This is a genomic window from Paenibacillus sp. (assembly GCF_048976745.1).
GTDB lineage: Bacteria > Bacillota > Bacilli > Paenibacillales > Paenibacillaceae > Paenibacillus.
On record NZ_JBHGUU010000024.1, the window covers coordinates 262,547 to 289,168 of the forward strand.

Below are 26,622 nucleotides of genomic sequence, written 5' to 3' on the forward strand. Positions count from 1 at the left end.
AAATATTTCAAAATGCGGTTTTCCTATCTGTCAATCGGTATTTACTTATAACATCATACTGGATTTTGTCGTTTATGTGAACATGATGAGAGTTCATTCGCACATCAAACTTCTTTATCGGACCGATAAAGCATTTTTGAAAGCCTTTACAAAAACAAGGTTGACATTTAATGTTTTTTAAACAATTCTGTCGTATGAAGAACTTTATATTGCTATATTCTGTAATACTAAGGCATACTCTAGGCAAAAGAAAGAATCCCGGCAAAGCTTGTTTAAAAGTCAGCTTTTGAACAAGCTCAGGTAACATCACGGCGTTTCAAAACGTGGTAAATGCTCTATATCTATTAAGATAGCCATCTATTTTTAATCCTGTCATCTTGAGCATATATAGGTCGGCTTAATTGAAATAAGGAGAGTTGATGCTTGGATAAAATTATACTGAAACGTCTGCTCCGCGGCTTATGGGTTATCATTGCGACCATTCTGATCGCTGTTGCCATATACTGGCTGTTCCCGCTTCTGTATCCTTTTGCGATTGCCTGGATTATCGCCTATGCCATGAATCCATTAGTGAAACTGCTTCAGCATCGAGCACGATTCCCCCGTTGGCTGGCTGTGACTCTTTCATTAATCCTTTATTTTGGAGCCATTGCGGTGGTGCTATCTGCGGCGATTACCCGCATGGTAAAAGAAGTCATTTCACTGACGACAAGTTTTGATCTTCATGTAGATGAGATCAAGGACACGTTTGTACGCTGGACGCAGAATGACACCATTCAGAGTTTGACTGCGCAGATCAATGAATTTTACAAGGAAAATCCCAACTATCAGGAAACCATCAACAGCAATATTAGTAAAACGACCGAAACGGTAGGTACAGCCGTTACCGATCTGGTCACCGGATTTTTCAATATGATCCTGAGTCTTCTGACCTCCCTGCCGAACATGGGCGCGGTATTAATTGTTGTCCTGCTGTCTACATTTTTCATTAGCAAAAGTTGGACCCGGCATAGCATCACCGTATCGGGCTGGGTGCCCTCTTCCATTCGCAAGCCAATATCAGACATATGGATTGACCTGAAAAAGGCATTGTTTGGGTATGTAAGAGCACAATTGATCATGATCTCGATTACAGCACTATTTGTCATGATTGGACTGCTTATATTGCAAGTTAACTCAGCCTTCACCATCGCTCTGATGATTGGTTTGGTCGATCTGCTTCCTTATCTGGGTGTCGGTCTGGTCATGGTGCCTTGGGCTGCATACCTGTTTATGAATGGGGATCTCTATCTGGGCATTGGCATTAGTGTTATCTATCTGATTTTACTGATCGCCCGTCAGATTATTGAACCAAAGGTACTTGCAAGTAGTGTAGGGCTCGACCCACTCGCCACGCTGGTTGGCATGTTTGTGGGTTTGAAGTTGTTTGGTGTGCTTGGCTTGATTATCGGCCCTGTCAGTCTCGTGATACTTGATGCGTTCAATCGGGCTAACGTACTACGCGACCTCCGGACGTATATCATCAACGGACGTGTCCGATGAGGCATCATCTTATGAGCACACTGGGTCAATAGAAAAGGCTTCGTTCAACAGAAATCATCTGCTGAGCGAAGCCTTTTCCAGTTTTGCATGACAACCGGCTGTCATTTCGGACGACGATAAAACGTAATTTTTCCACTTTTCATTTTTTTCTCCAGCCACCCCAGCAAGAACAGGCGGTACACCGGGCGGGTTAATGGAAATACCAGTGTAAACCCGATCAGATCCGTTACAAAACCTGGAATCAAAAGCAGGAAACCACCGACAAAAATAAAAAGACCATCGACCATTTTTCTTCCAGGTACCTTGCCACGCTCCATCTCGGATTTGGCGTCCACAAGTACTTTTCGCCCTTCAAACTGCAACATTGCTATACCAATCAAGGACGTGAGAATCATGAGAAGCAATGTCTTTCCGGCTCCGATCCAGTCACTCATCAGAATAAAACCAAATAATTCAATCACCGGAATGATTAAGAGTAAAGCCCACATCCATTTTCGCATTGACGTATTACCCCTTTCCCGAAAGCCACACCTTTTCAAGCGCGCTGTATAGCTCAGAAGCTGACTTATCCAACCGAACTGGCTTCCAGTCCCCATTTACCCACACATGCTGGGTAGAACCTGTAACTAGCCGTTCACCTGGGAGTGATTCATCAGCTGACCATACCCGTTCTCCAATCGCCATATGCTCATCAGGTTCTTCAGACATGCGTCTTATGTCATACTCATAGTTCAGTCGCAGACCACTAAATGCAGCAATACGGGTGAAAATGATAATCTCATCATCATATCGAGCAGGCTTGTGATATTTCACATCCAGTCCGGTTACGGGAAGCAGTAACCCCTGTTCCTCCATTTTACGATATGTATACCCCATTTGGCGAATCATCTCAGTTCGACCGATTTCAAACCAATTCAAATAGTTCGCGTGGTAGACCACGCCCATCTGGTCACTTTCTTGATAGCGTACACGAAGACGTGCCGCATACCAGCTACCGTTGATCTGTTCTCGCACGTGATCGGCCTCCTTCACTCTACCATTCATACGTGTTACATCGTTGTAAAGTGTCAATAAGATGGAAAAAAGCAACGGGACAATAAAGCCCCATTGCTTCTTTCCTGTTGCTTCTCCATCCAAAGCGCTATTAAGCGTTGTTTGGAATTTGGCTTACTTTAATCAGGTTGGTAGAACCGGAACGACCCAAAGGTACACCTGCTGTGATCACAACCAGGTCTCCTTCTTTAACAAGTCCGGATTTTACGCCGCCTTCAATTGCATTTTCGAACAAAGCATCCGTGGAATCAACCAGTCTTCCTTTGACAGGAGTTACACCCCAAGCCAGAGCCAAACGACGGGAAGTTCTGTCTTCCGTAGTCACAGCGATGATTGGAGATTCAGGACGATACTTGGAAATCATGCGTGCAGTGTGTCCTGATTCAGTTGAAGTGATGATCGCTTTTGCGTTCAAATCTTGAGCTGAGAGGGCAACCGATTGGCTGATTGCTTCTGTAACTGTTGTTTGTTGAGCAACACGTTGTTTCAGATACAACTCTTGATAAGGCAGAGCCGATTCTGCTTTTTCAGCAATACGGGACATGGTTAGAACGGATTCAACCGGGTATTTACCCGCAGCTGTCTCACCAGACAACATGATTGCGTCCGTACCATCAAAGATCGCATTCGCCACGTCACTTGCTTCCGCACGTGTTGGACGCGGGTTACGTTGCATCGAATCCAACATTTGTGTAGCTGTGATTACCGGTTTACCTGCAACGTTACATTTTTCGATCATGCGTTTTTGTACCAATGGTACTTCTTCCGCAGGAATCTCAACACCCAGGTCACCACGAGCAACCATCAGGCCGTCAGAAACTTCAAGGATTTCGTCGAGGTTATCAACACCTTGTTGGTTCTCGATTTTGGAGATGATTTGGATATGTCCAGCATTGTGTTTTTCAAGCAATTCACGAATCTCAAGTACGTCACTTGCTTTACGTACAAAAGAAGCCGCGATGAAATCAACACCTTGCTCAATACCAAATACGATATCGTTAGCGTCTTTTTCGGTGATACCCGGCAGAGAAATGGCAACGCCCGGAACGTTAACACCTTTTTTACTTTTGATCGATCCGCCGTTAACGATACGGCATTTGATCTCGGTGCCTTGCACTTCCACCACAGTCAGTCCGATCAGACCGTCGTCGATCAGAATTGTAGATCCCGGTTCAACATCATTCGGAAGATCTGTATACGTAATGGAAAGACGTTCTTTGGTGCCCAGAATTTCTTCTGTTGTCAAAGTGATGTACTCGTCTTGAACCAATTCGATAGGTTCAACTTCGAGTTTACCTGTCCGAATTTCCGGTCCTTTGGTGTCCAGCAAGATTGCTACTGTTTTGTTCAACTCTTCGCATGCTTGGCGAATCGCAATGATCCGTCCGCCGTGCTCATCGAAATCACCGTGGGAGAAGTTCAGACGGGCCACATTCATACCGGCCATAATCAATTTTTTGGTGTTCTCCAGAGATTCACTGGATGGACCAATGGTACATACAATTTTCGTTTTACGCATTTTGGGTTTCCTCCGATTTTAAAGGTATTACTCTTTATCTATTTTTCTTTTTCCAACTATTAAATTTACTATACTTTTAATCATTTGTATAGGAAATTCGTCACATTATTCAGCATTTCCCGACAAATTACTCGCTGCATCGACTTCTACAAGCTCTTGAGGAGCTTCAATGGATGCTTGAGGTTCAAACGTGACCGATCCAATTTTACGGAATTTCTCATAACGATCCTGTTTCAGCTGATCGCCGCTCCATCCTTTCATCTCATCGAGATGACGGACCAAAGCTTCACTGATGAAAGCAGCAGACGCTTCATAATCCCGATGAGCACCGCCGCGTGGCTCAGGGACGATCTCTTCAATGACTTCCATCTCGAGCAGGTCTTTGGCTGTTATTTTCATCGCTTCAGCCGCCTGATCTGCCTTGGACGCATCCTTCCAGAGAATCGAAGCAGCCCCGTTCGGAGAGATCGCAGAATAGATCGCATGTTCCAGCATCAACACACGATTACCCACAGCCATAGCGAGCGCACCGCCGCTTCCACCTTCGCCGATGACCACAACAATAACAGGTACCGAAAGTTTCGCCATTTCCATCAGGTTGCGAGCAATAGCTTCCGATTGACCTCTCTCTTCTGCAGTATTACCCGGATACGCCCCTTTAGTATCAATAAACGTAATAATAGGGCGACCAAATTTGTTCGCTTGTTTCATCAGGCGAAGTCCTTTTCGAAAACCTTCCGGATGAGCGCTGCCGAAAAAGCGGGCGATATTATCCTTCGTATCTTTCCCCCGCTGTTGTCCGATTACCGTTACTGTCTTTCCATTCAACTTGGCAAGCCCGCCAACAACCGCAAGATCGTCTCCGAACATGCGATCACCGTGCAGCTCAATGAAGTCCGTAAATATCAACTGGATCAGATCCAGCGCCGTTGGGCGCTGCTGATGCCGGGCCAGATGCATTTTCTGAGCTGCCGTTATGCCAGTGTAGATCTCTTCTTCAAGTCTATGGTAACGTTCTTCCAGGCGGGCAATCTCGTCGGTGAAGTCGATCCCTTTTTCCTGTCCAAACTGTACGAGTTCATCAATCTTTTTGCGCATCTCAACCAGAGGCGCTTCATATGGCAACTCACCCGCCATTTAGACCCCTCCTTTTTCACTATGCATATCCAAAAGCTTGCCAAGAGTGGCCCGAAGTTCTTTCCGGTGGACAACCATATCCAACTGACCGTGTTGCATATTAAACTCAGCCGTCTGGAAATCATCAGGTAACTTCTGACGGATCGTCTGTTCGATAACGATTCTGCCGGCAAAACCAAATACAGCGCCAGGTTCGGCAATATTAATATCGCCCAGACTCGCAAAACTTGCCGAGACTCCACCTGTCGTTGGGTCCGTAATGACCGAAATGTACAGCCCCCCCTGTTCATCCAAACGGGATAAAGCCGCGCTTGTTTTGGCCATTTGCATGAGGCTGAGAATACTCTCCTGCATCCGGGCACCACCTGATGTGGAGAAAATAATCATTGGCAAACGCTTCTCTGTTGCATGCTCAATGGCACGGGTAATTTTCTCCCCTACAACCGAACCCATGCTGCCTGTGAAGAAATCAAAGCTCATGACAGCCACAACTACAGGCAGGCCCTCAATGGTTCCTTCCCCTGTAATTACCGCTTCCTTCAGGCCCGATTTCAGACGTTGTTGCTCCAATTTGTTGCTATATCCAGGAAAGCCGAGCGGATCAACCGATATCATATCCGCGTCAAACTCAACAAACCCTTGATCATCAAGTACCATAGCAATGCGCTCCATGGCGTTAAGACGCATATGGTAACCACAGGCAGGACATACTTTCAGGTTTTTCTCCAATTCCTTGCTATATTGAATGGTGCCGCATTTGCTGCACTTGTTCATAAGCCCTTCAGGTATTTCACGTTTTGGGCGTTCTAGGACTTCCTGGCCTTCACCGGGAAGTGCACGCTCGGAAGGTATGGTAGCGTACTTCCGTTTCTTCTGGAATATATCTTTGAACACAACTACACCTCTCCAGCCGTTGATTTGATGGCCGCAACCTGCAGTGCGCTGCTTGTGGCAGCTTCATCCGCGTGCTACGGTAAACCGCTTACGACCCACACGCTGCCTTGGGCCTTGTCCAGCATTCACAACAAAAAAATCCGCCGGTACAGGGCAAGGATCAGCGGCTTCTGTCAGCACGATTGATGTTACCTGCAATAACCGAAAGATTGTTGCGCCGATGTTTGAATCTATCTTGGTAGGGTCTCCGGGAGCAACCAGGTCGGTCCTTGTCCTAACAAAAAAAGAAGGAAGGACAGCAGCATACAATACATGCAAGTCGATTCCTCTCTCCGCTTACGCGATTAGTCCCTTATGTACCGATGGTACTTCTTCATCTGCCAAGGCACGTCAATGTCGAACGAATCAGGAATGCAGAATGGAATTCAGCACTTCCTGGACCTCTTCCAATTCCCCAGAAGGGACGCGAATCTCAAATTGCTGCTTGGATAAACTGATGGGACGGGTCTGTACCAGAAAACCTTCTTCCGAAAGCTTGGTCTTGATCTTGTCCGCAACCTTTGCTGTCGGCGCAATGTAAATCACCGTCCACATGCCTTGTCCGCCCCCTAAGCTAATGTTCAGAGCCCGTATATTGGACTAATGATAACATACCTCACTTTTTTTCTGCAAGAAAGGGTTCGGGACCTTTGGGGAGAATTTGGGATCATGAGGGACATTTGTCCCCCACAAATAACTCATATGGTTGACGTAATCTTCTTGTTGATACCTCTTCCGCAAGTAGCCCCAAGCTTATCAGGGCAGCGTCAGCCGCCCTTGAAGACCTTCATAAAAGTCATTAGATTGACCAAAGCATACAAGCATGGAAATACAGGGGGTTAAAGGTCTGAGGGGTATTTTTTGGCTTTAATATTTTTGTGTGCAATCCGGGCAGAAGCTGCAGCGGCCACCCCTGCAACCAGATCATCCAAAAAGACATGAATGGCAGTTGCGTGTTCGTTCAAATCATGAATGACACCTATTTTTTCTTTATCCAGATAACCAAAGCTGGTTAAACCGATCATACCATACACATGAGTAATGCCGAGGGCCAGAGTCTCGTCCACTCCATACAGGGATTCATCCGCTTCCATAATAGCTTGTAACGGTTGGGGCAAGAGTCGTTTCTCCGCAAGTTCGTCGAGAGCAATACCGGTATAGAGCGTATATTGCACTTCTCGTTTCTGCAGAACGGATTTCACGCTGGTTACACAGTCGTCCATGGTCAGTTCGGGGTGGTACCCTTTTTGCAGACGGTATACAATTGCGGCGATTGCATCAATCCGTACTCCCCGCCGGGCCAGCATGGCTTCTACGATTTCATATGACATATCTCGACCTCCCGCATCAATCCCCCGAGGACCGCGAGGTCCTTCGGTGTTCTCAAGTGTATGCAGCAACCTGTTAAAATGTTCATAAAATGTGCAGATGGTTGAAGCGAGGGACCCACGCTAAAACAATTACAAAAAAACCTGCTCGGCATTTAGCCAAACAGGTTTCATCATATGGAATAAGAATTTATCACTTACGGGAGAACCTCTTATTTAATCTTGACCGTACCTTCACCCAGCATCTTCTCCATATCGGAGAACAAGGTTGGTGATGGCTTAATCCGGTAGGCATCACTCAGCGCGAGCAGCTTCTGTTGCTGCTCATAGAAGAGCACTGTCGCTACAGGTCCGGGATGTTCCTGAAGCAGCTGCTTCAGACGTGCCAGAAGCTCAGGCTTCTCCGCATGCGGGGCAATCTTCACAAACACCCGCTGCTCCACCGCCCGCGGTTCGCGGTTCTGCGCCTGGCTGCCAGCCGCCTCGGCGGCACCGCCAGGCCGGGAAGCCGCAGCCGTGGCTGCGCCCGCCCCATCGCTGCGCGTCGCTGCCGAGCCGTGGCTCCCGCTGCTACGCGCAGCGGAAGCATCCCCGCCTGCGCTACTGCGCTGCGCTTCGGCTCCTGCGCCCGCTGGCCGCCGCGGCGAAGCCGACTGCGCCGGGCGCGAAGAGCTGCCGCTGCCGGGCTTGCCGCGCCGGTCACGGCTGCGCAGCTGCTGTTCCAGTGCCGCCGGTGACAACGGCAGCACTTCCTCAGCCAGCAGCTTAAACCCTTCGTCCTGCTGCTGCACTTTGGCACGCACGACGAGCAGTTCACCTTTCCCGACATGCTGCTGGCTACGCCGCCAAACCTCGGGAAAGAGAACCACTTCGCAGCGTTCGATCTGGTCTTCCAGCTCCATGAACGCCATGGCTTTGCCCTGTTTCGTCGTGATCGACTTCACAGACACAACCATACCCGCGGCGACCGTCATTGTGTCGTCCGCCGCCTCGGTCAGCTCCATGATCCGGTCAGCCCCACTCGATTCCAGCACATCTTCATAGTCATCCAGCGGATGCCCGGAAAGATACAAGCCTAACAACTCACGCTCCAGCTCCAGTTGCTGCCCTGAGGAATAAGGAGGAATCTCCGGGTATTCAATCTCCCAGTTCGGCGTCTCAACAAAGTCGAACAATTGAATCTGCAGATCCTCACGTTCCTTGCGCCATTTCAGAGCCGCCTCAACAGTCTCATCCAGCATCGCCAGCAATTGGGCGCGGTGTCCAGGTAATGTATCAAAAGCTCCGGCCTGGATCAGCGATTCAATCACACGTTTGTTGCATACACGCAGATCCACACGACGACAAAAATCGAGCAGACTGTCGAATGGTCTCTCCTGCCTTACGATCATAATGCTTTCCATTGCCTGGGTACCGACATTTTTCACAGCAGCCAGACCGAATCGGATTGCACCCTTTGAAGCAGCCGTCACCACTCCCGGTTCCTTCCGGTTGTCGGATGCTTCAGGCATGGATGTCGATGCCTGCCACTCAACTCCGCCACTGTCCTCATCCGGTCCAGGACCGGGATCATCCGGCAGAGGTGCTTCACCATATTCAGCTTGTCCCGAATACCCATCATGCTCATGAACGCGATCTTCCATGAAGGAGCTTCCATTACCGTTCGTAGCATGTTCTTCGGCAGGGTTTCCAGCGTCAATCTCTGCATTTGCTCCCGCAGTCTGGTCCGATACATCGCTCTGATCCCTGGTTCCTGTGCTGCCGGACGATACAAATACAGGTGTAAACAGAATACCGCTCTCATTCACATCCGGCGGAAGCACCTCCATATCCATACGCCGACATTCCACCACATACTCTGCCACTTTCCGATGACTGCCCATCACGGCTGTCAGCATGGATGCCATAAAATGAACCGGATAGTGTGCCTTCAGATAAGCCGTCTGGAATGCAAGCACGCCATATGCCGCGGCATGCGCACGCGGGAAGCCATAGTTGGCAAACTTGACGATCATATCATAGACCAGGTCTGCCTCTTCCTCGCTATATCCCTGTTTCAGACTGCCTTGCACAAAGTGTCCACGCTCCAGATCCAGCACTTCACGTTTCTTCTTGGAAACCGCTCTGCGAAGCAAATCTGCCTCACCCAGCGAGAAACCCGCCATCCGGGAGGCTATCTGCATGATCTGTTCCTGATACACGATAATACCGTACGTATCTTTCAGGATAGGCTCCAGATCCACGTGCGGATAATCCACTTCAATCTGTCCATGTTTACCCTGAATGTATTTGGATATGAACTCCATCGGACCCGGACGGTACAAGGCAAGTACAGAGATAACATCTTCAAAACTACTTGGCTTCATCTCTTTCAGCACACGGCGTACCCCGGCAGATTCCAGCTGGAATATGCCCATCGTGTCCCCTCGCCCAAGCATCTCGTAGGTTAACGCATCATCATCGGGAATAAGACGGAAGTCCGGAATTTCTCCATGTTCCCCAATCCAGCGTACACACCGCTCAATGATCGAGAGGGTACGCAGACCAAGAAAGTCCATCTTAAGCAACCCGATCGACTCCAGGTTTTCCATGGAATACTGGGTTAACGCTGTCCCTTCACTGCCCTCCTGAAGCGGCACCACATCGGTCAGCGGGTCACGGGAGATGACCACTCCCGCCGCATGTGTTGAAGCATGACGTGGCATACCCTCGACCTTCATGGCCATATCCAGCAGTTCACGCGTTTTCGGTTTAGTTTCATACAGCGCCTTCAGCTCAGGCGTAGCTTCCATGGCACGTTCGATGTTAATGCCAAGCTGCGCTGGAATCAGCTTTGCAGCCTTGTCCACTTCGCCATAAGGCACATTCAGTGCCCGTCCGACATCACGTACGGCTGCACGGGCAGCCATTGTTCCAAATGTAATTATCTGGGCGACATGGGCTTTACCATATTTATGTGCCACATAATCAATGACCTCATCCCGCCGTTCATCGCTGAAATCAATATCAATATCCGGCATGGAGATCCGCTCGGGATTCAGGAACCGTTCGAAGAGCAGGTTGTATTTCATCGGATCAACATCCGTGATGTGCAACGTGTACGCTACCAGACTTCCTGCCGAGGAGCCCCGGCCCGGTCCAGTAACAATGCCTTGTTTATGCGCATAGGCGATAAAATCCCAGACAATCAGGAAATAATCCGAGAAGCCCATACTGTCGATTACACCCAGTTCATACGACAAACGTTGTTCGAGCTCGGATCGAAGGTCCGCATCAGTCCATCGTGTGGACTGCGCGTAACGCTCCTCCATGCCTTCTTCGCAGAGTTGACGCAGATACGCCGAAGGGCTGAGTCCATCGGGAAGTGGTCTGTATTCCGGCAAAATCGATTTGCCGAATTCCAGCTTCAATTCACAAGACTCCGCAATGCGGACGGTATTTGCCAGAGCTTCCGGTACATGAGGAAACAAACGAGCCATCTCTTCTTCACTTTTGAGATAAAGCTGATTCGTTCCAATTCGAAGCCGATTCTCATCATCCACAGTTTTGCCCGTTCCGATACAGATCAGCACATCCTGAAGCTCCGCATCCTCTTCCGCCAGATAATGCGCATCATTGGTCGCTACAAGCGGAATCTCCAGCTCGGCCGCCAGTTTGATCAACTGCGGATTTACCCTTTTTTGCTCGGAAAGCCCATGATCCTGGAGTTCAAGATAGAAGTCGGCACCAAAGATATTTTTGTAGCGTAACGCCGCACGTCTTGCCTCTTCTTCTCGCCCATGCAGCAGGTGCTGTGGTACTTCACCACCCAGACACGCACTGAGGCAGATAATGCCCTCATGATGGGCAGCCAAGCTTTCCATATCTACACGTGGTTTGTAATGAAAACCTTCGAGATGTCCAATCGAGCACAATTTCATCAGATTACGGTATCCGGTCATGTTTTTGGCCAGCAAAATCAAATGATGAATTGGTTGATCTTTGCGGCTCCCCCGCTCTTTGCGGGACCCTGCTGTCATGTATGCCTCGCAACCTATAATCGGTTTGATACCCCGTTCAATACATGCTTTATAAAAAGGAATTGCACCATACATCACGCCATGGTCGGTCAGCGCAAGTGTCGTCATTCCGAGATCTGCAGCCTTATTCACGAGATCCGGAATACGCGCAGCGCCGTCCAGCAAACTGTATTCGCTGTGAACGTGCAAATGCACAAAAGAACTCATGTTTTTTTCTTCCTTTCGCCGCAGATAGTCGCAGCAATGATCTTCTGATCCGTCTGCTACCCTATCTATCTCATATATATATGAATTAGATAAATCAAAAAAATGGGATCACCTTATTAAAATTTGTAACAACCTCTTTAAAAGGAGACTTTATTATTCTATTTTATCATAACGATCGGGGGCACGCCCATACAATAGAAGTACAAGCCGCTCCCCCTGTTTACAGACGGAAGACAGGAGGTGTGCTGCTGGGTCTGAAAGGGGTGTTGCGGGTGAGCACATTTTTGTCCAAAGCTATTCTTGATTTTTTTATTGCGTTTGGAATCGTGCTGGGCGGCGCGATGATCGGGGGTATTGGAGCCGTGATCTCTCTTCAACCTCCGACACAGACGATGCTCGATATTTCCGGGAAAATAAAGATATGGGCACTCGCAGCTGCTGTTGGCGGCACCATCGATCCCATGCGTGTCATCGAGAGCAATTTTCTGGATGGTAACCTGTCTCCCGCGGTCAAACAAATCCTGTATCTGATCTCTGCTTTTATGGGTGCCCATATGGGAACCGAACTGGTGAAGTGGGTGTGCGGCGGAGGCCGGAGTTAATATGACACGGGAACAGCGTTCATGAGGGTTCCGCCATTCTCCCGTTACCGCCCGCTGATGCGAATGACCGCTGTATTTGTTCTGGGAATGATCGCTGGATGTGTCGTCTACAATGGTGTATTTCACCTGAGTTACAATGCGTTGTGGCTGAACAATCAGGAGCTGCAGCTTCAGCTGCATCAGAATGAGGAGGATATCAAAACGCTGAAAAAATACAGTAAACGCCAAACGGTGATCAAGGAAATCAAGGTCCGTGCAGAAGAATCGGATAAGGGGCCAGACGAGGCCTCTCTGAAAGTGATGTTACAAAAGCTCGGAGACGAACTTGAGGTACTTCGGGGCAGAGATGTATTCAACATCGACGAGTATAGCAAAATGACGCGAATCATGCTGAATCAAAAAGTGTACTCGGTTAGGGAAAAGGAGTACACCGTTCAGGTCAAAACGATGCTGGTTATGGAAGGCGTACTGCAAGTTTGGGTACAGATTCGCATGCACGTTCCTGCGTAACACAAGGATAATAGCAAAAAAACTGCCCTAGTCTGCATCGCTGCATGGTACAATAAGGGCAGTAAATGCTTTCCAGAAAAGGAGCTGCGTCTTTGTGTTCATTGATGTACTCAAATATGCTCTAATCGCCATCTTTGCTGTTGCCATGGTTTTTGCAGCGTTGAACAGCATTCGTTCACACCGAAGCTCGGATGTGACCAGCGCCGGTCTGTACCGTTCGTGGACGAATATCTGGATGGGTGGCATGCTTGTTGTTCTTGCGCTGATCCTGATGTTTGTCTTCACGGGTTCCACTTTATCTGTGGTTGTGGAAGCGCTATTTCTGATTATGGGTGCGTATAACGTATTTGCCGGAATACGTAACCGCAGTTATTATGCCCGGCTTCAACAACGGTCCAATAATGGATCAGGTAAAACTTCTGGACAATCCGCCTGATTCGTTGAATCGCTTTGTTGTGTCTGCAAAAACAAAAAGAGAGTACTTCCCTCCATTGAAGCAAAGCCAGAACCGCGCTACAGCGCAACCCGGCAGAGCTTCTCAATGAGGGAGTACTCTCTTTGTCCATGCCTGAGGCAACTCACCCTGCTAGGCATGGTCAATGGACTGCAATGTCATTACCGCTTTGCATACCACACTGCCTTCACGAGTAACCACAATGTCCATTTTGCACGTTCGACGGCTGGTTTCCAGAATGACCGGTCGAACCAAAATCTGATCCTCAATCTGTACCGGTCGAACAAAATAAGTCGTTACATTATCCACCACATGGTCGTTCCCTGTAACATCCCACGCTGCCCGCCGGCCCGCCTGGGTCATCACATTCAACAGAACTCCTTCGGAGATCGTACCGAGATCCGTCGCCATCTGGGGAATGATGAATCCGTGAAATAACAGTTCGTTCTGATCCCCGCGCTCCTCGGCAAACCCGTTCCAGATCAGATGATCAAACGTCTCTCCCAGTTGTGGCTGCTTCTGTGCATCCCGCATGGCCTGAAGCACTTCCTTGCGTGTGACGGACGCAATCAGTTTGCGGTTCCGATCCACGATTGGCAGAAAATCGATGCCTTCCCAGGTCATAATCTGGGCAGCAGAAGCGAGAGAAGTCTGCAATGAGGCCGTTATCGGGCGGCGTATCACGCATTTCTCAATACTTTGATCTTCTTTCAGCTCACTGACATCCTTCAGGCTCACAATCCCGATGACCCGGTTCCATTCATCCACGACCGGGAAGCGATGTTCGCCCGTCTCCGATACCAACATATGAAAATCTGCGGCTGAACTGGTCACCTTCAATACCTGCAAACGAGGTTTCTGACCAATGATATCCTCAACAAGCATGATTTTTTTCTTAATCAGCCGGTCGAAGATCGCTCGGTTAATCATTGAAGCCACCGTGAATGTATCATGTCTGGATGAAATAATCGGCAGCCCAAGCTCGTCAGCCATAATTCGTACTTCGCGGCTTGTCCCAAAACCACCTGTAATCAACACGCCCGCTCCCTGTTCGAGGGCAAGCGAGTGAGCATCTTCACGGTTACCCACAATAAGCAGACTCCCAGCGTCAATATAACGGGCCATCGCCTGTTCTTTCATCGCACCGATCACATACTTATGCAACGGTTTGGCGAGACCTTCGTTACCACCTAACACATGGCCCTCGACAATGGTCACAACATCAGCGAAGGTCAACTGTTCCGACATGCCCCGAGGTCTTTTCTCAATCCGCACCGTTCCAATTCGTTCCTTGGTCACGACCAGCCCAAAGTTCTCCGCCTCTTTCACCGCGCGATAAGCTGTCCCTTCACTTACGCCCAGCTCCCGCGCAAGTCCACGTACCGATATTTTACTGCCAACCTTCAGTTGTTCAATATGTTGAAGTAATTGTTCATGCTTCGTTACGTTCTCTTCCTGTCCGTCCAACTGTACCACCCCCGAAGATGCATCTGTACTATACTGTATCTATTATAACACGGCTTTAGGAAAATAACCCCACCCCTATCCCATTCTCACAGGAAGGTTCGCCATCTGAATTTAATCATTCAATTAACCTCTAATCGTATAGGTACCAAAAAAGACCGGCTCCCTTGTGTCAAGGGATTCCGGTCTCTCATGTTGGATCTCGTGCTGTACCTTATACAGACTCGCTCCGCTCCTGCTTGTCCAGCAATTTCATCTCCCACTGCCGCAGCTTCGCCCGGCGAATGGCTTCCAGTGCACGTTTCTTCTCTTCATCCACACCGAGAATAAAATGCAGATGTGCACCAACGATTAATAAGGAGAACAGCACCCATACGATGCCAAAAATATTAACCCAGTCCATTCCTCCAGCAAAGGAAATCCGCGGCAGTGCAATGACCAGCATCGACAACGCAATAAGCAGATAGATCACATGTTTTGCTTTTTTCAACCTCTTCACCATTCACAGCTCCTTCGTTCTTGATCGACTCTATATGTCTAGTCTATGAACGGTAAGGAGCTAATATGAAAGGTTCAGGTAAAAAAACAACCTTCGTAAGCCCACACTTATTTCGGCTGAATTTCATATTCGATGCTGATGATGCCGCTAGGCATCCTTCATAATCAAAAGTGGACTTTTTGAACTACCTTTTTACGCTTCAGCGCCACCATACAGATGACCCAGACTGTCAGCAATAATTTTGTTCACGTCTTCAATAATGACACTAAGGCGACGCTCCGCATCAAACAAACGACGGATGTTCAGATTCAAACTCAGTACTTCAAACAGTTTCTCCATTTTCTCCATCTCATCCGGAGCTGGCATATCCCCGCTCATCATGCGTTGTTGCAATTCCATTTGTTGATCACGGAAGTTATCCAGCATTGCTTTTGCATCCGGATCCGCTTCAATCAGCTTCATCGCGGAAGTAATCTCTTCCACCTCGCTGCTTTCTCTCAGTGCTTTGGCCAAATCATTGGCTTTGTCATAAATGTTCACTAATATTCCTCCTCAGATTGGTTTGTTCATGCGTGTTAATACACGCTTTTCTCTCCTGTCAAACAAGGGAGATCTGAAACAGGCCGTCGATAACCAGCCTCGAATCAAATGCATTTAATCCATATGGGTCAATCACCAAGGGTTATATGTCCTCATATGATGAAGCACATGCCATGTTCAGATGCCGTTCAACTTCGAGATCAGACATCAAGTTGCCGCCCGGAAGGAGATCCGTGATGTCCACTAAAAAAGTAACGATTCAGGTTACCGGCTCGGGCATCCTGCAGGACGACGTCATCATGCTGGGCGAAGGGGTGCTTAAGGCGCTTAAAATCCCTTCAGGAAGGCCGCTTCAGCTGCAATTTGGCTCTTTCCGCCGAGAAGTCACTGTCATTCCGGTTCCAAGGTATGACGGGCTGCGCATCAATCAGACCGTTGCCAGCAAGACCGGTCTCGTTCCACGTTCGGTCCTGAGGGTATCCTATCGTTCAGCCAGCCGTACGCTTCGCCTTGGACCCTACATCAGTGTACTGGTTAGCCAGGATTATCCCGATCAGCCCGATCGGCCCTTTGGCTCCATCACGATGTTCTGTCAAGAACTGGTGAACGCCTGCCGTAAGCAAGGCGCCTATGTATCCTTTTTCACACCGGAGGATATTGGAGCGGTAACGGGTTATATGAAAGGCTGGGTGTATGATGACGGCTGGAAAAAGACTGTTCTGCCTGTAGCAGACGTCGTCAATAACCGGCTAACGTCCCGCAAGCTTGAGAACAAACCTAGCGTACAGCATTTTATGAAAGAAGTAAAATCGCTCTACGGCACGCAAACCTTCAATGAAAAGTTTCTGGACAAAAACGAAGTATTTGACGCACTCAAGTCCATTTCAACGCTTAAACGAGTTCTTCCCGAGTCTCATTTGCTCAAGACATCCACCATGCTCAAGACGATGTGCAACCGATATCCGGTTGTATTTCTGAAGCCCGTACGTGGTTCTTTGGGCAAAGGGATCATCCGGGTCTCACGTCAGACGGACGGAAACTTCCTGACTCTGGCGACTGGCGTCGGAGGTACCCGGAAACAAACGTATGCTTCTCTGGATAAACTGTATGCCAGTATGTCTGGGAAAATGAAAACAACGCGTTATCAGATCCAACAAGGGCTGACTCTCATTGACAACAGTGGCAGACCCGTGGATTTCCGTGCGCTCGTGCAAAAGAACCGTACCGGTAAATGGAGTGTAACCTCCATCGTCGCACGGATTGCCGGCGGGAGTCACTACGTATCCAATCTGGCACGGGGTGGAAGCCTCAGCACCGTCAAGGATGCTGTTGCCAAAACGCAGTTGTCCGGATCAGCCAAAGCTTCCGCATATGCAGGATTGCACACCGCAGCACTGGATATCGCAAAAGGGATCGAGAGCGCCATCCCTGCTCATTTTGGTGAACTTGGTATTGATCTGGCCCTGGACACCACTGGACGCGTATGGCTGCTCGAAGTTAACTCCAAACCATCCAAGAATGATAATACACCACTGAGTGAGAGCAAGATCCGCCCTTCCGTCAAAGCCATGCTCGAATACTCTACGTACCTGGCAGGTTTTTGAAAAGTCATTCCATAAAGGAGAGGTGCAGCGTAATGTTTCCATCATCTCAGATCAAGACACTGGCCATTCTGGTACGTGCAACCGAAGGCTCACCTCCCTTCACGGATGAACTTTTCTGCCGTCGTCTCAGTTTGGGGAGTATGCAATATGCCCTTCAGATTATTGTGATCCCGATATCGAATGATGCAGCCCATCTTCCTCTTCAATGGGGATATGCCTATCATCAAGGGAAGTGGGATTCGGTACCTGTTCCTGCGGTTGACCTTATTATGGATCGTTGTCTTCGCCCTCTCCCAAGGAACGTCAGACAACAACTTAAGGAACGGATACGAACCAACGGCACAGATCAACACCGTTATTGGTCCGCTTCTCTTCCAGGAAAATGGGAGGTACATCGTGTGTTGGCTCGAAATCCTGAATTGCGGTCACAACTTGCCCCGACAACCCCGATCAGATCGCATATTCCTTGGGAAACATGGCTGAACCGTTGGCCCAGAGGACTGTTCTTCAAACCGATATCCGGGACTCATGGCAAAAATACCTTTCGCTTGTCTCGGGGAGCGACTCCATCAACATGGATCGTGGAGGGTCGTAACGAGGATAATGAACCTTTTTTTCTTCCATTCAACGATCCCCAGGCTGTATCTTCCTGGCTCGCATCACATCAGGCTGAGCGTAAGATGATCGTGCAGCCATATCTGGAGCTTAGCCATCATGGAAGAGCATTCGACATACGGGCGTTAATGCAAAAGAATGGGCAAGGTCGCTGGACACTTACCGGATGTATGGTACGAGAAGGACCCGAAGGTTCACTCACGTCCAACCTTCACGGTGGGGGTAAAGCATATCCTGCCCACGCATATCTGCTCCAGCGATATGGAACGATCCGCACAGAAACTCTGCTGAAGAGGATCCGGCGGACTGCTACTCTTATCCCCACCCTGCTGGAGAGCCGTTTCGGCAGGCTAGCCGAATTGGGGCTTGATTTCGGAGCAGATGCAGAGGGCCAGCTCTGGCTAATTGAAGTCAACTCCAAACCAGGCCGCACCTCATTCGCAGAAGCGGGCGACCGACGCATGCATATCCTGACTTATACCCGGCCGCTTGCCTATGCCCGTTATCTGTTGCAACAACATGTTCTCACGGACGTCATTCGTCCAATGAAATTGCCGAATACATCCAGCAAAGCTGGCCTGAAACCCATCCCGATTCACGGCGGCTGAGGCCCGCAGCGCCCGCTTGCCATGGAGCCCAAGGATCTTTTCAGGATAGGAGGATAAATCATGAGTTTGACCTTTTGCAATCTGCATTTCACCAAGCAACCGGATAAAGTGGTTTATGTATCCAACGCTTTAATGAAGAGCCTCAACCTGTCCGGCAAAAAAACGGTGCATCTTCGCTTCGGGCGTGACCGGGTACCTGCAACAATCAAACCAATCAAAAAAGCAGGTAAACATCTGTATCTCGCTTCAGGTATCCGTAATATGATGAACGTTCCCAAACGGGGCAGTATTTATCTTCGAAACTTGCAAAATGATGAGGTTCAGTTAGGTCCACTGATCGGCGTACTCTCTGATGGGCCTTCAACGAGCACTAATCCATTTGGTTCCCGTACGGGTTTCATCAAACAGTTACTCCGTGAAGGTAGCCGAAAATCCTATATTTATGCCTTTACTCCCCGGGATATCAATTGGCAGAATGAGACGGTATCCGGTTTTTTTCTGAATGAAAACGGAAGCTTTACCCGTAAAACGGTACCTCTGCCCGATGTTGTCTACAACCGGTTACCAAGCCGCCGTTCAGATTTCTCACCAGCCATTAACCAACTGCGGGAACGATTTATTCGTCGGAAAATTCCGTTTTTCAACTGGAGCTTTTTCAACAAATCGGATATCTATACATTGCTGGAGAATGAACCGGTAGCAGGACGGTATATCCCTGAATCCATTACCAATCCATCCGTTGAACAGATGAAGGAAATGTTGGAACGCCATCAGTTTGTCTACTATAAACCTACTGCCGGAAGTCTGGGGAACGGGATCTACCGCCTAACGTATTCGCCCAAACGTGGATATTTCGCACGTTATCGCAAAAAAGGCGGTAATGCACTCCTGCGGTTTGGGTCCTTCAACAGTCTCATGCGCATGCTTCAGGGAAGACACGGCAAACAACTTCGCGGATATGTTGTTCAGCAGGGAATACGTCTAATTGAGATTGATGAATGTCCTATTGATTTCCGTTTTCACATGCACAAAAATGGTAACAATCAATGGGTTGTTGTTGGAATTGGAGCCAAAAAGGCAGGACGTGGCAGCGTCACAACACACATCAAAAATGGCGGCTCCCTAATGACTCCTGAGCAGGCGCTCAGTCGCAACTTCGGCGATCGTGCGGAAGAAGTTCTTCAGCATGCCAAATCCGTCGCTATTACACTGGCCCAGGCGATTGAAACCCAGCACCAGCATCTGATTGGTGAGATTGGCTTTGATCTGGGCATTGATCAGGAGGAACATGTATGGATGTTCGAAGCGAACGCCAAACCCGGGCGCTCCATTTTCCGTCACCCTTCACTCCGGGTGGAGGGAAAAATGTCGGTGGAGCACATCTTGGAACACTGCCTGTATTTGAGCAAGTTCCGGAAGAAGGAAGAAATTTGATGAGCCTTCATGATGATTTCAAACCTGTCATTGCTGTGTTGACCATGCATGATAATCAGCGCATGTTCAGGGGGAATCATCAAAATTTTCAAGATATCCTACAGACAGGCGAGAGCATGGGATATGTGGTGTACATTGTGACAGTGCGGGATCTGAACGTGGGTGGTCCCACCGTGAAAGGATATACGTACAACAAGGGGAGTGGAAAGTGGGTCTCACAACCCTTCCCTCTTCCCCACGTTCTGTACAATCGTATTCCCAACCGGGAAGACGAAGGAAAACCTTCCGTTCAGCGCAAAATTGATGAATGCATGCAATCAGGAATCGAACTGTATAACCCGTTCTTTTTCAACAAATGGGATCTGTTCGAATGGCTTAAGAAGTCCAAATCAACTCAGCAACTGATCCCTTATACTCGACGGATGCGAAGTGCTTCATCTCTGGGTGCCGTTCTTCGGACGTATCCCTATCTGTACCTCAAGCCTGAGAGCGGCAAAGCTGGCAAAGGAATCATGATGCTTAAATTTCAGGAAAAAGAACGTCTTCCCTATCGACTCAAAATACAAACCACACGTAAAAGCACAACCTATAAAGCAGCTACACTTGCCAAGTTATGGGCACGAATTCGCAGAGAAACCGGACATACGCCCTATATCATTCAACAAGGCATTGAACTGGCATCCTCTCGTAAACGTCCCTTCGATCTGCGTGTTCTTGTACAAAAGAACAGCAAGGGTCAATGGAGCGTAACCGGTGTAGGTGCGAGACTTGCTGGCTCCCGCAGCATTACCACTCATGTGCCGCGCGGCGGAAGCGTAGAAGACCCTGAGAAGCTGCTGACCGATCTTTTTGGCGAAGAAATGACAACGACCCTGATGAAACGTGTGAAATCCACTTCATTAATGATCGCAAGACAGGTAGAACGGGGATCGGGTTACACACTCGGAGAAATGTCCATGGATCTGGGCATTGATGACCTGGGAGAACTCTGGTTCTTTGAAGCCAATGCAAAGCCCATGAAGTTTGATGAACCACAGATCAGACGGCGTTCATTGGAACGTATATTTCACTACAGCGCTTATCTTGCCCGTCAGTCCAAACGATGATAGACAGGAATACTGCAAAAAGAAGGTGATTGTTTGTGTCCTCACCTGTTCTGGGCATTATGACGTTGTACTTAAATGAACATCGCGCTCTTGAAGAACGCACCATCTATCGCAGAATGATTGTTGAAGGGCGCAAGCGGGGACTCGATATCTATGTGTTCACACCAGCCGACGTCCACCCCGGCGGCAAACAGATTGAAGCCATGGTTTTTCATGAGGGAAAAGGCTGGTCCAGGGAGTGGCGATCATTCCCGGACCTAATCTTTGATCGCTGCCGGATTCAGCGTAATCGCAGGTTCCAGCAATTGCTTGCTTTTCGTGAGAAATATGGGCATCTGCTCTTTCTGAACAGACCTCTGCGCAATAAATGGACCATCCACCAGACCCTTTTGCAAAAGGCCAACTTTCGGGAGCACCTGCCGGAAACCACACTATTTCAGGATATGTCTGATGTGAATCGGATGCTCAAAGTTTCTTCTCTGGTCTATCTCAAACCCATTAATGGAACAGGCGGACGTGGTATTCTGCGCATTGAACGTGGCAGTAGCGAGGCGAATACGGTGCTTGTTCAGGGGCGGGATCAGAAACGACGTATCATCACTCCACGTAAAGTTCATTTATCACGACTAGGCTCGTTGCTCCAGCACTGGAATATGAAAGACAAGTATCTTGTACAAAAGGGCATTCAACTTCAGCTTCCGAATGGGCGTGTGCATGATTACCGCATGCTGGTTCAGAAGAATGGAGAAGGACAATGGGAGCTCACCGGATGTGCCGGACGTATGGGTGCAGAAAAAAGCGTAACCTCCAATCTGCATGGCGGCGGTCAGGCAGTAGCGATGAATCGGCTCATGAAGCAATGGATCGAGGATGATGATCTCCGTGCAGAGATTAACACAACTGCAGAGAAGTTTGGCATTGATGTTGCTTCGTTTCTGGAAGATACGTATGGGGACCTATGTGAGTTGGCACTGGATTTGGCGATTGACAGAAGCGGACGTATCTACCTGCTAGAAGTTAACCCCAAACCTGCACGTGAAGTATTTGCTCGCATCGGTGAGCGGGACATCTATTATAAAGCCATCACTCAACCGCTGGAGTACGCCCTTTGGCTATATCGCAACCAAGCCATTCGTCCGGTCAAACCAATAAAAACCACCCGGCTTGCAAGCAACAGGCCATCTGCATTGAAGAAAACACGCAAAAAAAGATGATCGGTTGATCCCCAATAAAAATGCCCCCAACCCTTGGATACATCTTGGATTGGGGGCTTTCATATGATTACTGACATTTTGATCCGCGACTAGCCTTACTCTGCTTCATCATACAGACGCAGCAGTTCTGTAAAATCAGAGATGAGCACATCTGAGCCCGCAAGCTCCTCATCACGGCCGAAACCGGCATAGGCACAGCCGATGACCGCCTGACCGTTCATTTTACCAGCCTCCACATCAGAAGAGCGATCCCCTACCATCCATGCGTCCTGAATACGATGTTTCTCAAGCAGGATCTGCACCAGATTAATCTTGGAGGGAGTCTTGTACTGGCCTGCACTGTATACCCCTTCAAAGAAAGGCATAATCTCGTGTGCAAACGCTACACCTTTTACGTAGTCCTCCAGCCCATTACTTGCGACAAAAAGACGTACTCCTTGTTGTTTTAATGCTTGCAGCGTTTCTTTCACACCCGGATACAATTGAGAACTTCCTTGATCAAGCCCCTCAATCTCCAGTTGAAGCAGCAGTTCGTCTGCCCGGCGATGTGCCGCTTCCGATGCCTCAGGCATAACCACTTTCCATATATCTTCGAGCAACATGCCCAAACTTCCCAGCATCCGTTCCTCGGGTGGAGTTTCTCCTTCAAAATGCCCTTCGGCACGCAATGTATCAAATAGTTGCTGGTAAGCTGGCAACAACAGGGTCTCTGTCTGGAATAACGTACCATCCATGTCAAAAATCATTGCTTCCGGTTTGAGCAATACCTTCTTTTTAGTCATGTCCAATGTTCCTTTCGGATTGGGATATGTATGTGTAATTGGAATCGTTCCCTTCCCATGATAAACATAACGTTTGAACGTGTAAACCAACGATTGTAAACATCATCCCACTAACCTTATACAAAATCCCCTAAACATTATATTATAGTTAAACAAACTATATACAAAAGTGTTTTCTTTACGTATAATACTAAAAAATAGTGCTTTAGACACCTTATCTAAAGACCTACATTTATCACATTTCCGCTTTTTTCGACAACTACATATACCCCATAGAGAGGAATAACAAACATGAAAAAGCATAAGGCCTTCAAGATTTTTTATAAGATCGGATTAGGATATTTACTCGTGTTGGCTGTACTGGCTGGTTGCATCCTGCTGATTCAGAACAGCACAAGTCAGCTTCAACGAGAACTGGATTTTCTGGTTGATCACGATATGAAAGTACACGCCCTAACCTACGAAATCGAAAGAAACATGGTCGATATGGAAACAGGTCAACGTGGTTACATCATCACGGGTCAGGACAATTACCTTGATCCCTACACCCAGGGAAAAGAGCAACTTGTTACACTCAGAGATGAACTTGCTGCTTTAATTTCGGACAATCCGGCTCAACTTGCACTTCTGGAAGATATACATACTAGTATGGAGGATTGGGTCCAGGTCGCTGGAGAACCTGTGATCGCCCTTCGCCAAGCAAATAATACACAAGCCATTCGAGATTTTTTTGCAGATGATCCCGGTAAAAGAGACATGGACCAGATTCGCACTGCCCTCGATACGTTTCGAACCAATGAGCATACATTAACCGAAAATCGTACAGAAGCGCTGAAGCAAAAAAATGTACTCCTGAACCTGGAACTGTATGGGGCACTTGTCGTGGTGGCCATTATCTCGTTCATCACTGCATTGGTCCTGTCACGTGCCATTGTTAAGAACATCCGTACCGTGAAGCAGGCATTGAATGACATCGGTTCTTCCAATGGTGACCTGACACTGAGAATTGCTACGCCAATGAAAGATGAAACTCGTGAACTTGCGGAGGCAGCCAACACTATGCTCGCTGGTTTGCAGCAAATGATGCTGGATGTTCAGAGCAATGCGATGATTCTGAGTACTGCTTCCGATCGATTGGATAAAGGGGTTGCCGATAGCCATCTTGCTGGAAAAGAGGTTGCCACTGCCATGGAACGTGTCGCTGAAGGGGCTGATGAACAGGTTGCTCTTACGCAAACCATGGTAGCTGCGATGCAGCAATCCCTGACCGGACTTAATCGTGTCGCCTCCTCGGCAGGTGATGTGGCAGAACGTGCTGTGCGTACCGAATCCATTGCCGTGGATGGGCAACAACGCATTGATAATGCGGTAGGCAAAATGAGTTCCATTGAACAATCCTTCCTCTCTGTACAGGAAGCCATTAATGACATTTCGAAGATGTCTGATCAGGTGATCAACATTGCAGACTCCATGTCGGGTATTGCAAGACAAACGAATCTGCTTGCACTTAACGCTGGAATCGAAGCGGCCCGTGCCGGGGAAAATGGACGTGGCTTCGCTGTCGTGGCCTCGGAAATCCGTAATCTTGCAGACCAGAGTGCAACCTCAGCCAAAGAGATTACAAGTATATTGGAAACCGTGGTAGCAGGTGTTCAAAGTACGGTTCAGGTGGTCGATGAGAGTACTCTACATGTGAATGAAGGATTGCGAACCATTGAGGATGCAGGTAATGCGTTTTCAACCATTACTCAGCATATTCATAACCTCAGTGGTGAAGTTCTGGAGGTATCTGCTGTTGTCGAGCAGTTAACTTCCGGTAGCGAGGCCGTGATGAGGTCCATTCATGAAGTATCGGCTGTTGTGGAGGATACCGCTTCCGCTACAGAAGAAGTATCTGCGATGACGGAGGAACAACTGGCTTCTTTGCAGGAAATGTCTGATACGTCCAAACAGTTGAATGAAATGTCCGATGCACTTGATCAACTGGTTAAACGATTCAAGCTTGCTTGATCCCGACCCACCTATGGATGAAAATATCTATATAGCTTATCGCGTGCATATATCTAAGCAAAGAAGCATCACAGACGGCTCACACGAGCCTCTGCGATGCTTCTTTGGTGTTAACGGGAGCTTATCATGGAAAAGGTACACTGGTGCCTTTTCCATGAGTAAAACGGATTGCACCTTTTCTTATCTCCATTGTCCCGTGTTTCGCAGCGCTTCAAGCACAACCTGTGCCTGATATCCATCGTTAAAGTCATATATCTTAGCTGGTTTGCCTTGTACACGGGCAATGACATGTTTAAGTACAGGCAGTTCGCTGTCAGATTCAAGCACTTCCACTGGAGACAGTGGCTGCCCCACCAGCCCCGTCTTCAATTCTTCCCAATTTTCAAGGGCAATCGTACCTTTTGTACCGTACACCACCATCGATACACGTTCTTCTCCCGCAAATTGAGAGATGCCGTTTAGCTGAATTCGAGTCCCATCTTCCAGTTCCATAGCAGCCTGTACTTCTAGTTCACATTCTCCATTCTCAGGATATTGAACCTGAGTACTCACTACCCGGATGGGACCAAACACGCTTTGAATCATATGAATCCAGTGAATGCCCACTTCAAGAATAAATCCGCCCTGTTCCCGGCTCGTAATCCATGCATTCTGTTGCCATGATCGTGGCCACTGCGGGAATTGCAGAATGAGATCTATTTTGCGAATTGCCCCCACGGTACCCTGCTCAATCATCTCTTGCAACTTCAGCACGGAAGGTTCATGAGGCATAGAGAAGTGGATGGCGTGAACGACACCCGCCTGCTCCGCTGCATCCAACATCTCTTTCGCTTCTTCCACACTATTGGCTAACGGTTTCTCGCAGAACACATGAATTTTGCGCTCCAGTGCTGCCATAACAACCGGATAATGAAATTTCGGCGGAACTGCAATGTACAGCAGATCAATTTGATGTTCATTCATCAATTGCTTGTAATCCGTATACGTTCGAACCCCGGGACGAGAAGCTGCAAAAGACGCCAAACCTTCCTCATTCGCATCACACACCGCTACAATATCAATCTTTGTATCCATCTTTGTATTCTCGATTTGATGAACCATATGTAATCCCATTTTACCCAGACCAATCAGAGCCATCTTGATGACTACCATTTCATCCCCTCCCAATTCCTTTCCAGTATAGCAGAAAGCAAAGAATTACGAATGCGATGCGTTGATACGAAAAAAAATAATCACCCAGCTTTCAAGTCGCTATCAGAGACTGAAATTCATCATTGCCAGTCATTATTTTACATTATTTGTCACCCGCTATTGATTGGGTAATTCGTTGCAGGGATATATAACCATTTATTTTTGCTTTATCCAGCAACACTTAAAGCGTTACCAACTTAAGATTCAGGAAATTAGACTCATAAAAACAAGTTGACAAAAAACCACAAAAA

Annotated in this window: 23 protein-coding genes; 10 read left to right on the top strand and 13 right to left on the bottom strand. The window is 48.2% G+C overall.

The window, feature by feature from the left end:
• Positions 1-423: 423 nt before the first annotated feature.
• Entirely contained in the window at positions 424-1,542 is a 1,119-nt protein-coding gene (gene ytvI, locus ACE3K2_RS27075; RefSeq protein WP_421897424.1) for a sporulation integral membrane protein YtvI, read from the top strand.
• 101 nt (positions 1,543-1,643) lie between these two features.
• On the opposite strand, the gene ACE3K2_RS27080 is transcribed toward ytvI, so the two are convergent.
• The 8 genes from ACE3K2_RS27080 to ACE3K2_RS27115 form a co-directional block, all read right to left on the bottom strand.
• Positions 1,644-2,042, bottom strand: a complete 399-nt coding sequence (locus ACE3K2_RS27080; RefSeq protein WP_421897426.1) for an FxsA family protein — start codon at positions 2,040-2,042, stop codon at positions 1,644-1,646.
• A 7-nt stretch (positions 2,043-2,049) separates the two neighbouring features.
• Complete coding sequence (locus ACE3K2_RS27085) at positions 2,050-2,556, bottom strand: acyl-CoA thioesterase (protein ID WP_421897429.1); 507 nt, start codon at positions 2,554-2,556, stop codon at positions 2,050-2,052.
• A 130-nt stretch (positions 2,557-2,686) separates the two neighbouring features.
• On the bottom strand, positions 2,687-4,114 hold the full coding sequence (gene pyk, locus ACE3K2_RS27090) for a pyruvate kinase (RefSeq protein ID WP_062833547.1): 1,428 nt from the start codon (positions 4,112-4,114) through the stop codon (positions 2,687-2,689).
• A 105-nt stretch (positions 4,115-4,219) separates the two neighbouring features.
• Positions 4,220-5,251 (bottom strand): acetyl-CoA carboxylase carboxyltransferase subunit alpha, encoded by a 1,032-nt coding sequence (locus ACE3K2_RS27095; RefSeq protein ID WP_421897433.1) that lies wholly within the window; start codon positions 5,249-5,251, stop codon positions 4,220-4,222.
• Entirely contained in the window at positions 5,252-6,145 is an 894-nt protein-coding gene (gene accD, locus ACE3K2_RS27100) for an acetyl-CoA carboxylase, carboxyltransferase subunit beta (RefSeq protein ID WP_339240998.1), read from the bottom strand.
• A gap of 405 nt (positions 6,146-6,550) precedes the next feature.
• Complete coding sequence (locus tag ACE3K2_RS27105) at positions 6,551-6,739, bottom strand: hypothetical protein (RefSeq protein ID WP_017689496.1); 189 nt, start codon at positions 6,737-6,739, stop codon at positions 6,551-6,553.
• A gap of 284 nt (positions 6,740-7,023) precedes the next feature.
• Positions 7,024-7,515 carry a phosphatidylglycerophosphatase A gene (locus tag ACE3K2_RS27110; RefSeq protein ID WP_421897438.1) on the bottom strand — a complete coding sequence of 164 codons (492 nt, stop codon included), beginning with the start codon at positions 7,513-7,515 and terminating at the stop codon, positions 7,024-7,026.
• A 209-nt stretch (positions 7,516-7,724) separates the two neighbouring features.
• On the bottom strand, positions 7,725-11,738 hold the full coding sequence (locus tag ACE3K2_RS27115) for a DNA polymerase III subunit alpha (protein ID WP_421897441.1): 4,014 nt from the start codon (positions 11,736-11,738) through the stop codon (positions 7,725-7,727).
• Between the two features lie 272 nt (positions 11,739-12,010).
• Here ACE3K2_RS27115 and ACE3K2_RS27120 point away from each other — a divergent pair, with 272 nt between their 5' ends.
• The 3 genes from ACE3K2_RS27120 to ACE3K2_RS27130 all read left to right on the top strand — a co-directional run bounded on the left by ACE3K2_RS27120 (position 12,011) and on the right by ACE3K2_RS27130 (position 13,286).
• Positions 12,011-12,340, top strand: a complete 330-nt coding sequence (locus tag ACE3K2_RS27120) for a YtrH family sporulation protein (RefSeq protein WP_026081169.1) — start codon at positions 12,011-12,013, stop codon at positions 12,338-12,340.
• 21 nt (positions 12,341-12,361) lie between these two features.
• Positions 12,362-12,850 carry a hypothetical protein gene (locus ACE3K2_RS27125; protein ID WP_036609856.1) on the top strand — a complete coding sequence of 163 codons (489 nt, stop codon included), beginning with the start codon at positions 12,362-12,364 and terminating at the stop codon, positions 12,848-12,850.
• A gap of 94 nt (positions 12,851-12,944) precedes the next feature.
• Positions 12,945-13,286 carry a YtpI family protein gene (locus tag ACE3K2_RS27130; protein ID WP_421897445.1) on the top strand — a complete coding sequence of 114 codons (342 nt, stop codon included), beginning with the start codon at positions 12,945-12,947 and terminating at the stop codon, positions 13,284-13,286.
• Between the two features lie 150 nt (positions 13,287-13,436).
• Here ACE3K2_RS27130 and ACE3K2_RS27135 read toward each other — a convergent pair whose 3' ends face one another.
• The 3 genes from ACE3K2_RS27135 to ACE3K2_RS27145 all read right to left on the bottom strand — a co-directional run bounded on the left by ACE3K2_RS27135 (position 13,437) and on the right by ACE3K2_RS27145 (position 15,807).
• Positions 13,437-14,771, bottom strand: a complete 1,335-nt coding sequence (locus ACE3K2_RS27135) for a DRTGG domain-containing protein (RefSeq protein ID WP_421897448.1) — start codon at positions 14,769-14,771, stop codon at positions 13,437-13,439.
• Positions 14,772-14,982: 211 nt separating this feature from the next.
• Positions 14,983-15,267 (bottom strand): hypothetical protein, encoded by a 285-nt coding sequence (locus tag ACE3K2_RS27140; RefSeq protein WP_278299293.1) that lies wholly within the window; start codon positions 15,265-15,267, stop codon positions 14,983-14,985.
• 192 nt (positions 15,268-15,459) lie between these two features.
• Positions 15,460-15,807 (bottom strand): YlbF family regulator, encoded by a 348-nt coding sequence (locus ACE3K2_RS27145; protein ID WP_036609862.1) that lies wholly within the window; start codon positions 15,805-15,807, stop codon positions 15,460-15,462.
• 236 nt (positions 15,808-16,043) lie between these two features.
• On the opposite strand from ACE3K2_RS27145, the gene ACE3K2_RS27150 reads away from it, so the two are divergent.
• Genes ACE3K2_RS27150 through ACE3K2_RS27170 form a run of 5 tightly spaced genes read left to right on the top strand, consistent with a single transcriptional unit; the run spans position 16,044 to position 22,388 of the window.
• Positions 16,044-17,411 carry a YheC/YheD family protein gene (locus ACE3K2_RS27150; RefSeq protein ID WP_421897452.1) on the top strand — a complete coding sequence of 456 codons (1,368 nt, stop codon included), beginning with the start codon at positions 16,044-16,046 and terminating at the stop codon, positions 17,409-17,411.
• Positions 17,412-17,443: 32 nt separating this feature from the next.
• Positions 17,444-18,634 (top strand): YheC/YheD family protein, encoded by a 1,191-nt coding sequence (locus ACE3K2_RS27155; protein WP_421897454.1) that lies wholly within the window; start codon positions 17,444-17,446, stop codon positions 18,632-18,634.
• A 60-nt stretch (positions 18,635-18,694) separates the two neighbouring features.
• On the top strand, positions 18,695-20,068 hold the full coding sequence (locus tag ACE3K2_RS27160; protein ID WP_421897457.1) for a YheC/YheD family protein: 1,374 nt from the start codon (positions 18,695-18,697) through the stop codon (positions 20,066-20,068).
• Positions 20,068-21,174 (top strand): YheC/YheD family protein, encoded by a 1,107-nt coding sequence (locus ACE3K2_RS27165; RefSeq protein ID WP_421897460.1) that lies wholly within the window; start codon positions 20,068-20,070, stop codon positions 21,172-21,174. Before ACE3K2_RS27160 ends, ACE3K2_RS27165 begins: the two co-directional genes overlap by 1 nt.
• A 35-nt stretch (positions 21,175-21,209) precedes the next feature.
• A complete protein-coding gene (locus ACE3K2_RS27170; RefSeq protein ID WP_421897463.1) occupies positions 21,210-22,388 on the top strand; it encodes a YheC/YheD family protein in 1,179 nt (392 codons plus the stop codon).
• A gap of 95 nt (positions 22,389-22,483) precedes the next feature.
• Here the strand turns inward: ACE3K2_RS27170 and ACE3K2_RS27175 are convergent, their stop codons facing one another.
• Positions 22,484-23,170, bottom strand: coding sequence for an HAD family hydrolase (locus ACE3K2_RS27175; RefSeq protein ID WP_421897466.1), 687 nt, complete (start codon positions 23,168-23,170; stop codon positions 22,484-22,486).
• 291 nt (positions 23,171-23,461) lie between these two features.
• Here ACE3K2_RS27175 and ACE3K2_RS27180 point away from each other — a divergent pair, with 291 nt between their 5' ends.
• Positions 23,462-25,180, top strand: a complete 1,719-nt coding sequence (locus ACE3K2_RS27180) for a methyl-accepting chemotaxis protein (protein WP_421897469.1) — start codon at positions 23,462-23,464, stop codon at positions 25,178-25,180.
• Between the two features lie 180 nt (positions 25,181-25,360).
• Here ACE3K2_RS27180 and ACE3K2_RS27185 read toward each other — a convergent pair whose 3' ends face one another.
• Positions 25,361-26,332 carry a Gfo/Idh/MocA family protein gene (locus ACE3K2_RS27185; protein ID WP_421897472.1) on the bottom strand — a complete coding sequence of 324 codons (972 nt, stop codon included), beginning with the start codon at positions 26,330-26,332 and terminating at the stop codon, positions 25,361-25,363.
• Positions 26,333-26,622: the final 290 nt, after the last annotated feature.

Coding starts and splice junctions, on each gene's coding strand:
- pyk (WP_062833547.1), bottom strand. CDS start 4,114: ATGCGTAAAACGAAAATTGTATGTACCATTGGTCCATCCAGTGAATCT.
- ACE3K2_RS27080 (WP_421897426.1), bottom strand. CDS start 2,042: ATGCGAAAATGGATGTGGGCTTTACTCTTAATCATTCCGGTGATTGAA.
- ACE3K2_RS27110 (WP_421897438.1), bottom strand. CDS start 7,515: ATGTCATATGAAATCGTAGAAGCCATGCTGGCCCGGCGGGGAGTACGG.
- ACE3K2_RS27150 (WP_421897452.1), top strand. CDS start 16,044: ATGTCCACTAAAAAAGTAACGATTCAGGTTACCGGCTCGGGCATCCTG.
- ACE3K2_RS27175 (WP_421897466.1), bottom strand. CDS start 23,170: ATGACTAAAAAGAAGGTATTGCTCAAACCGGAAGCAATGATTTTTGAC.
- ACE3K2_RS27105 (WP_017689496.1), bottom strand. CDS start 6,739: ATGTGGACGGTGATTTACATTGCGCCGACAGCAAAGGTTGCGGACAAG.
- ACE3K2_RS27125 (WP_036609856.1), top strand. CDS start 12,362: ATGAGGGTTCCGCCATTCTCCCGTTACCGCCCGCTGATGCGAATGACC.
- ACE3K2_RS27185 (WP_421897472.1), bottom strand. CDS start 26,332: ATGGTAGTCATCAAGATGGCTCTGATTGGTCTGGGTAAAATGGGATTA.
- ACE3K2_RS27155 (WP_421897454.1), top strand. CDS start 17,444: ATGTTTCCATCATCTCAGATCAAGACACTGGCCATTCTGGTACGTGCA.
- ACE3K2_RS27115 (WP_421897441.1), bottom strand. CDS start 11,738: ATGAGTTCTTTTGTGCATTTGCACGTTCACAGCGAATACAGTTTGCTG.
- ACE3K2_RS27160 (WP_421897457.1), top strand. CDS start 18,695: ATGAGTTTGACCTTTTGCAATCTGCATTTCACCAAGCAACCGGATAAA.
- ACE3K2_RS27180 (WP_421897469.1), top strand. CDS start 23,462: ATGAAAAAGCATAAGGCCTTCAAGATTTTTTATAAGATCGGATTAGGA.
- ACE3K2_RS27095 (WP_421897433.1), bottom strand. CDS start 5,251: ATGGCGGGTGAGTTGCCATATGAAGCGCCTCTGGTTGAGATGCGCAAA.
- ACE3K2_RS27165 (WP_421897460.1), top strand. CDS start 20,068: ATGAGCCTTCATGATGATTTCAAACCTGTCATTGCTGTGTTGACCATG.